The sequence below is a fragment of the Pseudomonas nicosulfuronedens genome, from assembly GCF_005877905.1.
Taxonomy (GTDB): Bacteria; Pseudomonadota; Gammaproteobacteria; order Pseudomonadales; family Pseudomonadaceae; genus Pseudomonas; species Pseudomonas nicosulfuronedens.
The window spans coordinates 21768-28146 of record NZ_SWDV01000053.1; the positions used below are offsets into that span (position 1 = coordinate 21768).

The window sequence follows — 6379 nt, forward strand, 5'->3', positions numbered from 1 at the left end:
AGAAAGTTCACATCCCCGCTTCATTCAAAGCCATATATGGCTTGACTTGGCCGCTTCGTTTCAGAAGAATCCAAGGTTCGCTGCAGTGGGCCGGCCGCAAGCTGGTTTTACTCGGCAGACAAGAGGTGCTACCCGCGCCGCAAAGTTTCACCCTGTTTCGCGTTACCTCGCGCTGGGTGGAGGCTCTCCGTAACACAAACAGGAGCGTCTCCAGGTTCTGCTCAATCGGCAGTCGACGTAGCCGGCGATTACATTCGCCCATGTCTGCCGGGCAGCCATCCAAGTCGGTCCCCCACGTTGGGGGTTTCCGTATATAGCGTTCTAGAGGTGACAACGTGGAACTTTTATCCGGCGCTGAAATGGTCGTCCGCTCCCTGCGTGACGAAGGCGTTAAGTACATCTACGGGTACCCGGGCGGTGCCCTCCTGCATATCTACGACGCTCTCTTCAAAGAGAACGAAGTAACCCACATCCTGGTTCGCCACGAGCAGGCCGCTACCCACATGGCCGACGGCTATGCGCGCGCCACCGGCAAGCCGGGCGTGGTGCTGGTGACCTCCGGTCCCGGCGCGACCAACGCCGTCACCGGCATCGCCACTGCCTACATGGACTCCATCCCGATGGTGGTGATTTCCGGCCAGGTGGCGAGCAACATGGTCGGCACCGACGCGTTCCAGGAAACCGACATGGTCGGTATCTCCCGCCCGATCGTGAAGCACAGCTTCATCATCAAGCACCCGTCGGAAATCCCGGAAGTCATCAAGAAGGCTTTCTATATCGCCCAGTCCGGCCGTCCCGGCCCGGTGGTGATCGATATTCCGAAGGACATGGGCGATCCGACCCAGAAGTTCGAATACAACTACCCGAAGAAGGTCAAGCTGCGCTCCTACAGCCCGGCCGTCCGTGGTCACTCCGGCCAGATCCGCAAGGCTGCCGAGATGATGCTGGCCGCCAAGCGCCCGATCATCTACGCCGGTGGTGGCGTGATCATGGGCAATGCCGCCGAGCCGCTGACCGAAGTGGCGCGCATGCTCAATGTGCCGGTCACCAACACACTGATGGGTCTGGGTGGCTATCCGGGTACCGATCGCCAGTTCGTTGGCATGCTCGGCATGCACGGCAGTTACACCGCGAACCTCGCCATGCACCATGCTGACGTGATCTTCGCTGTCGGCGCGCGCTTCGACGACCGTGTGATCAACGGCGAGACTGCTGCCAAGTTCTGCCCGAACGCCAAGATCATCCACGTTGACATCGACCCGGCCTCGATCTCCAAGACCGTGAAGGCGGACATCCCGATCGTTGGCCCGGTGGACAGCGTGCTGACTGAAATGGTCGCGATCCTCAAGGAAATCGGCGAGACCCCGAACAAGGAAGCCCAGTCTGCCTGGTGGAAGCAGATCGAAGAATGGCGCGGTACCCGCGGCCTGTTCCCTTACAACATGGGCGACGGCAGCATCATCAAGCCGCAGACCGTGATCGAGACCCTCTGCGAAGTCACCAACGGTGATGCCTTCGTCGCTTCCGACGTGGGTCAGCACCAGATGTTCGCGGCGCAGTACTACCGCTTCAACAAGCCCAACCGCTGGATCAACTCCGGTGGCCTGGGCACCATGGGCTTCGGCTTCCCGGCCGCCATGGGCGTGAAGCTCAACTTCCCCGAAGCCGACGTCGCCTGCGTGACCGGTGAAGGCAGCATCCAGATGAACATCCAGGAGCTGTCCACCTGCCTGCAGTACGACCTGCCGGTGAAGATCGTCAACCTGAACAACGGTGCGCTGGGCATGGTCCGCCAATGGCAGGACATGCAGTACAACAGCCGTTATTCGCACTCCTACATGGAATCGCTGCCGGACTTCGTCAAGCTGGCTGAGGCGTATGGCCACGTCGGCATGCGCATCACCGACCTGAAGGACCTGAAGCCGATGATGGAAGAAGCCTTCGCGATGAAGAATCGCCTGGTCTTCCTCGACATCCAGGTCGATACCAGCGAGCACGTCTACCCGATGCAGATCCGCGGTGGTGCGATGCGCGATATGTGGCTGAGCAAGACGGAGCGTACCTGATCATGCGACACATCATTTCCCTGCTGCTGGAAAACGAACCCGGCGCGCTCTCTCGCGTTGTCGGCCTGTTCTCTCAGCGCAACTACAACATCGAAAGCCTGACCGTCGCCCCGACCGAAGACCCGACGCTGTCGCGCCTGACCCTGACCACCGCCGGTCAGGATGAGGTCATCGAGCAGATCACCAAGAACCTCAACAAGCTCATCGAGGTGGTAAAACTGGTGAACCTCTCGGAGAGCGCGCACATCGAGCGCGAGCTGATGCTGGTGAAGGTGAAGGCCACCGGCGCCCAGCGCGCTGAGGTCAAGCGCACCACCGACATCTTCCGCGGACAGATCGTCGACGTCACCAGCAGCGTCTACACCGTGCAGCTGGCCGGTACCAGCGACAAGCTGGACAGCTTCATCCAGGCCGTCGGCACCGCGTCGATCCTCGAAGTTGTCCGCAGTGGCGTCACCGGCATTGCCCGTGGCGACAAGACTCTCAGCATCTGATTTGAAATACGGCCCACGAGGCCAACTGACAGGGGATTACCCAAATGCGCGTTTTCTACGATAAAGACTGTGACCTCTCCATCGTTCAGGGCAAGAAAGTTGCCATCATCGGTTACGGTTCCCAGGGCCACGCCCACGCCTGCAACCTGAAAGACTCCGGCGTCGACGTCACCGTCGGCCTGCGTGCGGGCTCTTCCTCCGTTGCCAAGGCCCAGAACCATGGCCTGAAAGTCGCCGAAGTGGCCGAAGCCGTTGCCGCTGCCGACCTGGTCATGATCCTGACCCCGGACGAGTTCCAGGGCCGTCTGTACAAGGACGAGATCGAGCCGAACCTGAAGAAGGGCGCCACCCTGGCCTTCGCCCACGGCTTCTCCATCCACTACAACCAGGTCGTACCGCGCGCTGACCTCGACGTGATCATGATCGCGCCGAAAGCTCCGGGCCACACCGTTCGCTCCGAGTTCGTCAAGGGCGGCGGTATCCCTGACCTGATCGCCATCTACCAGGACGCTTCGGGTAATGCCAAGAACGTCGCCCTGTCCTACGCCTGCGGCGTTGGCGGCGGCCGTACCGGCATCATCGAAACCACCTTCAAGGACGAGACCGAAACCGACCTGTTCGGTGAGCAGGCCGTTCTCTGTGGCGGTTGCGTCGAGCTGGTGAAAGCCGGTTTCGAAACCCTGGTCGAAGCCGGTTACGCTCCGGAAATGGCCTACTTCGAGTGCCTGCACGAACTGAAGCTGATCGTTGACCTCATGTACGAAGGCGGTATCGCCAACATGAACTACTCGATCTCCAACAACGCCGAATACGGCGAGTACGTGACCGGCCCGGAAGTGATCAACGCCGAATCCCGTCAGGCCATGCGCAATGCTCTGAAGCGCATCCAGGACGGCGAATACGCCAAGATGTTCATCTCCGAAGGCGCCACCAACTATCCGTCGATGACCGCCAAGCGCCGTAACAACGCCGCTCACGGTATCGAAGTCATCGGCGAGCAACTGCGCGCCATGATGCCGTGGATCGCCGCCAACAAGATCGTCGACAAGACCAAGAACTAAGGTCCTTTCGACAAACGAAGAAACGCGGCGCTTGCCGCGTTTTTTCGTTTAGGGGCGGTGATCTGGTATAAAGCGGGGACGCCGGGCGTCTCATCGCAGTAGCGTGCCCCGGCGAATCTCAGCCTCAACGAGTTCTCAAGGAATCGTCCATGAGTGAAGGTCACGAGGAGCCCAACAAGGCTTCCGACACCGAAGAAAGTCTGCTGCCCATCGATGAGCACATCGAAGAGGGGCATGACGCCGAAGGTCGCAAGGTTCGTCATCGCGGCATCTACCTGCTGCCCAATCTGTTCACCACCGCGGCACTGTTCACCGGCCTGTACGCCATCATCAATGCCATGAGCGGTGATTTCTCCAATGCCGCCATCGCCATCTTCGTCGCCATGGTCCTCGATGGCCTCGATGGTCGCGTGGCTCGCCTGACCAATACGCAGAGTGCGTTCGGTGCCGAGTACGACTCGCTGTCCGACATGGTCGCCTTCGGCGTTGCTCCGGCGCTGGTCGCCTTCGAGTGGGCGCTGAGCAGCCTGGGCAAAGGGGGTTGGATGGTTGCCTTCATCTACGTGGCGGGTGCAGCGCTGCGTCTGGCTCGCTTCAATACCCAGGTGGGCAAGGCCGACAAGCGTTACTTCATCGGTCTGGCCAGTCCGGCCGCAGCGGCTCTGGTTGCCGGTACGGTGTGGGCGTTTGCTGACTTTGATGTGCAGGGGGCCAAGGTTTCTCTGCTGGTTGCCCTGATGGTCGCTGCCGCCGGCATGCTGATGGTCAGCAACATCAAGTACTACAGCTTCAAGGACCTCGACCTGCGCGGCCGCGTGCCGTTCATGGCGATCCTGGTAGTGGTGCTGGCATTCGCCGTGGTCTTCACCGACCCGCCGCGCATCCTGCTCCTGCTGTTCCTTGCTTACGCCGCCTCCGGCCCGGTGCAATACTTGTTGCAATTGCGCCGTCGCAAGCAGCCGCCTGCCGTGTAATTTCCAGCGGGCTCCGCAGTCTACTGGCGCATATAGCCAGTCGTTGCGGAGCCCGTCATGCTGATCAAGTCGTCCCGCCTTTCCGATTGCCACGAATCGGAAGTCACGCCCGAATCCCTCTATTTCTCCCGTCGCCACTTTCTCGGTGGTGCGATGGCGGCTGCCGCGTTGTCCGGATTGCCGCGCCTGAGTTTTGCCGACGGCGGTCGCTATGCCGACGTGACCGAGGCGGCTGCTCCGTCCTGGTTGACTGAAAAGTTGTCCGCTACCCGCTGGGATGCCGTAACGGTGAAAGATGAGTCCATCACGCCGTTCAAGGACGCGACGACCTACAACAACTTCTACGAGTTTGGCCCGGACAAGGGCGATCCCGCTGCCAATGCCGGCGCTCTGAAGACCGAACCCTGGTCAGTGGTGATCGACGGGGAGGTGGGCAAGCCGGGTAAGTATCTGCTTGAGGATTTCATCAAGCCCTATCAACTGGAGGAGCGTATCTACCGGCTGCGTTGTGTCGAAGCCTGGTCGATGGTTATTCCCTGGATAGGCTTCTCGATTTCCGATCTGATCAAGCGCGTGGAGCCGACTAGCAAAGCGAAGTACGTGCGCTTCGAAACGCTGGTGGATCGCAAGGACATGCCGGGTGTGCAGTCCAACTTCGCGCTGATCGACTGGCCCTATGTGGAGGGGCTGCGTATGGACGAGGCAATGCATCCGTTGGCGATATTGGCGGTCGGCATGTATGGCCGGGTACTGGCGAACCAGAACGGTGCGCCGCTTCGCTTGGTGGTGCCGTGGAAGTATGGGTTCAAGGGCGCCAAGTCCATCGTGCGGATCAGCTTCGTTGAAGAGCAGCCGAAGACCACCTGGCAAAGCCTGGCTTCTGACGAGTACGGCTTTTATGCCAACGTCAATCCGACTGTGGATCATCCCCGCTGGAGTCAGGCGCGTGAGCGGCGCCTGCCCAGTGGACTATTTAGCCCCAATGTTCGTCCTACCCTCATGTTCAATGGCTACGCCGATGAAGTTGCTTCGCTCTATGCAGGCATGGACCTGAGGAAGGATTACTGATGCGCTATCCGTTCTGGCGGACCGGGGTTTTTCTGGCTGCGCTGCTGCCGCCGCTTTATTGGCTGTATCAAGCTTGGATCTTCGATCTCGGTCCGGACCCGGGCAAGGCATTGGTCGACCGGCTGGGGCAGGGTGGTCTGATCCTGTTGCTCATGACCCTGGCCATGACTCCCCTGCAGAAGATCACTCGCTGGGGTGGTTGGATACAGGTCCGGCGGCAACTTGGGCTATGGTGCTTCACCTATATAGTGTTGCACCTGAGTACTTATGCGGTGTTCGTCCTGGGATTGGACTGGGCGCAGCTGGGTATCGAATTGCGCAAGCGGCCCTACATCATTGTCGGGTTCACTGCCTTTCTGGGGCTGTTGTCGCTGGCTGTTACCTCCAACCGCTACAGCATGCGAAAGCTGGGGGCGGGCTGGAAGAAGCTGCATCGCCTGATATATGTCATCCTCGGTCTGGGATTGCTGCATATGCTGTGGGTCGTGCGGTCCGATCTGGAGCGCTGGGCGATCTATGCAGCCATAGGCCTGATCCTGATGCTGCTGCGGATGCCGCCGGTGGCCCGTCGTCTGCCGCTGCTGAGAGGCCGCCTGGCGGCTAACTGAAGAAAGTTTAAATTAGTCGTTGACGGCCAATTTAAACTCCCTATAATGCGCACCACTCCCAGCGACGAAGCGCCGAAAGAACTTGAAAATCAAGTACTTACAGAGATT

General features: G+C 60.0%; 6 protein-coding genes. All 6 read left to right on the forward strand.

Annotated elements, in window-relative coordinates:
- Positions 1 to 335: 335 nt before the first annotated feature.
- The 6 genes from FAS41_RS28430 (at position 336) to msrQ (ending at position 6271) form a co-directional block, all read left to right on the forward strand.
- On the forward strand, positions 336 to 2066 hold the full coding sequence (locus FAS41_RS28430; protein ID WP_138526651.1) for an acetolactate synthase 3 large subunit: 1731 nt from the start codon (positions 336 to 338) through the stop codon (positions 2064 to 2066).
- A gap of 2 nt (positions 2067 to 2068) precedes the next feature.
- Positions 2069 to 2560 (forward strand): acetolactate synthase small subunit, encoded by a 492-nt coding sequence (gene ilvN / locus FAS41_RS28435; RefSeq protein ID WP_081520739.1) that lies wholly within the window; start codon positions 2069 to 2071, stop codon positions 2558 to 2560.
- Positions 2561 to 2604: 44 nt separating this feature from the next.
- Positions 2605 to 3621: a ketol-acid reductoisomerase gene (gene ilvC, locus FAS41_RS28440; protein ID WP_017516327.1), complete on the forward strand. Its 1017-nt coding sequence runs from the start codon at positions 2605 to 2607 to the stop codon at positions 3619 to 3621.
- 149 nt (positions 3622 to 3770) lie between these two features.
- The gene (pssA, locus tag FAS41_RS28445; protein ID WP_138526652.1) at positions 3771 to 4595 is read left to right on the forward strand and encodes a CDP-diacylglycerol--serine O-phosphatidyltransferase; all 825 of its coding nucleotides are present in this window, start codon (positions 3771 to 3773) and stop codon (positions 4593 to 4595) included.
- A gap of 57 nt (positions 4596 to 4652) precedes the next feature.
- The gene (gene msrP / locus FAS41_RS28450) at positions 4653 to 5663 is read left to right on the forward strand and encodes a protein-methionine-sulfoxide reductase catalytic subunit MsrP (protein ID WP_138526653.1); all 1011 of its coding nucleotides are present in this window, start codon (positions 4653 to 4655) and stop codon (positions 5661 to 5663) included.
- Entirely contained in the window at positions 5663 to 6271 is a 609-nt protein-coding gene (gene msrQ, locus FAS41_RS28455) for a protein-methionine-sulfoxide reductase heme-binding subunit MsrQ (RefSeq protein ID WP_138526654.1), read from the forward strand. Before msrP ends, msrQ begins: the two co-directional genes overlap by 1 nt.
- Positions 6272 to 6379: the final 108 nt, after the last annotated feature.

What these genes read in the sequence shown, in the direction of transcription:
- msrP (WP_138526653.1), top strand. Translation starts at nt 4,653, where the DNA reads ATGCTGATCAAGTCGTCCCGCCTTTCCGATTGCCACGAATCGGAAGTC.
- ilvN (WP_081520739.1), top strand. Translation starts at nt 2,069, where the DNA reads ATGCGACACATCATTTCCCTGCTGCTGGAAAACGAACCCGGCGCGCTC.
- msrQ (WP_138526654.1), top strand. Translation starts at nt 5,663, where the DNA reads ATGCGCTATCCGTTCTGGCGGACCGGGGTTTTTCTGGCTGCGCTGCTG.
- pssA (WP_138526652.1), top strand. Translation starts at nt 3,771, where the DNA reads ATGAGTGAAGGTCACGAGGAGCCCAACAAGGCTTCCGACACCGAAGAA.
- ilvC (WP_017516327.1), top strand. Translation starts at nt 2,605, where the DNA reads ATGCGCGTTTTCTACGATAAAGACTGTGACCTCTCCATCGTTCAGGGC.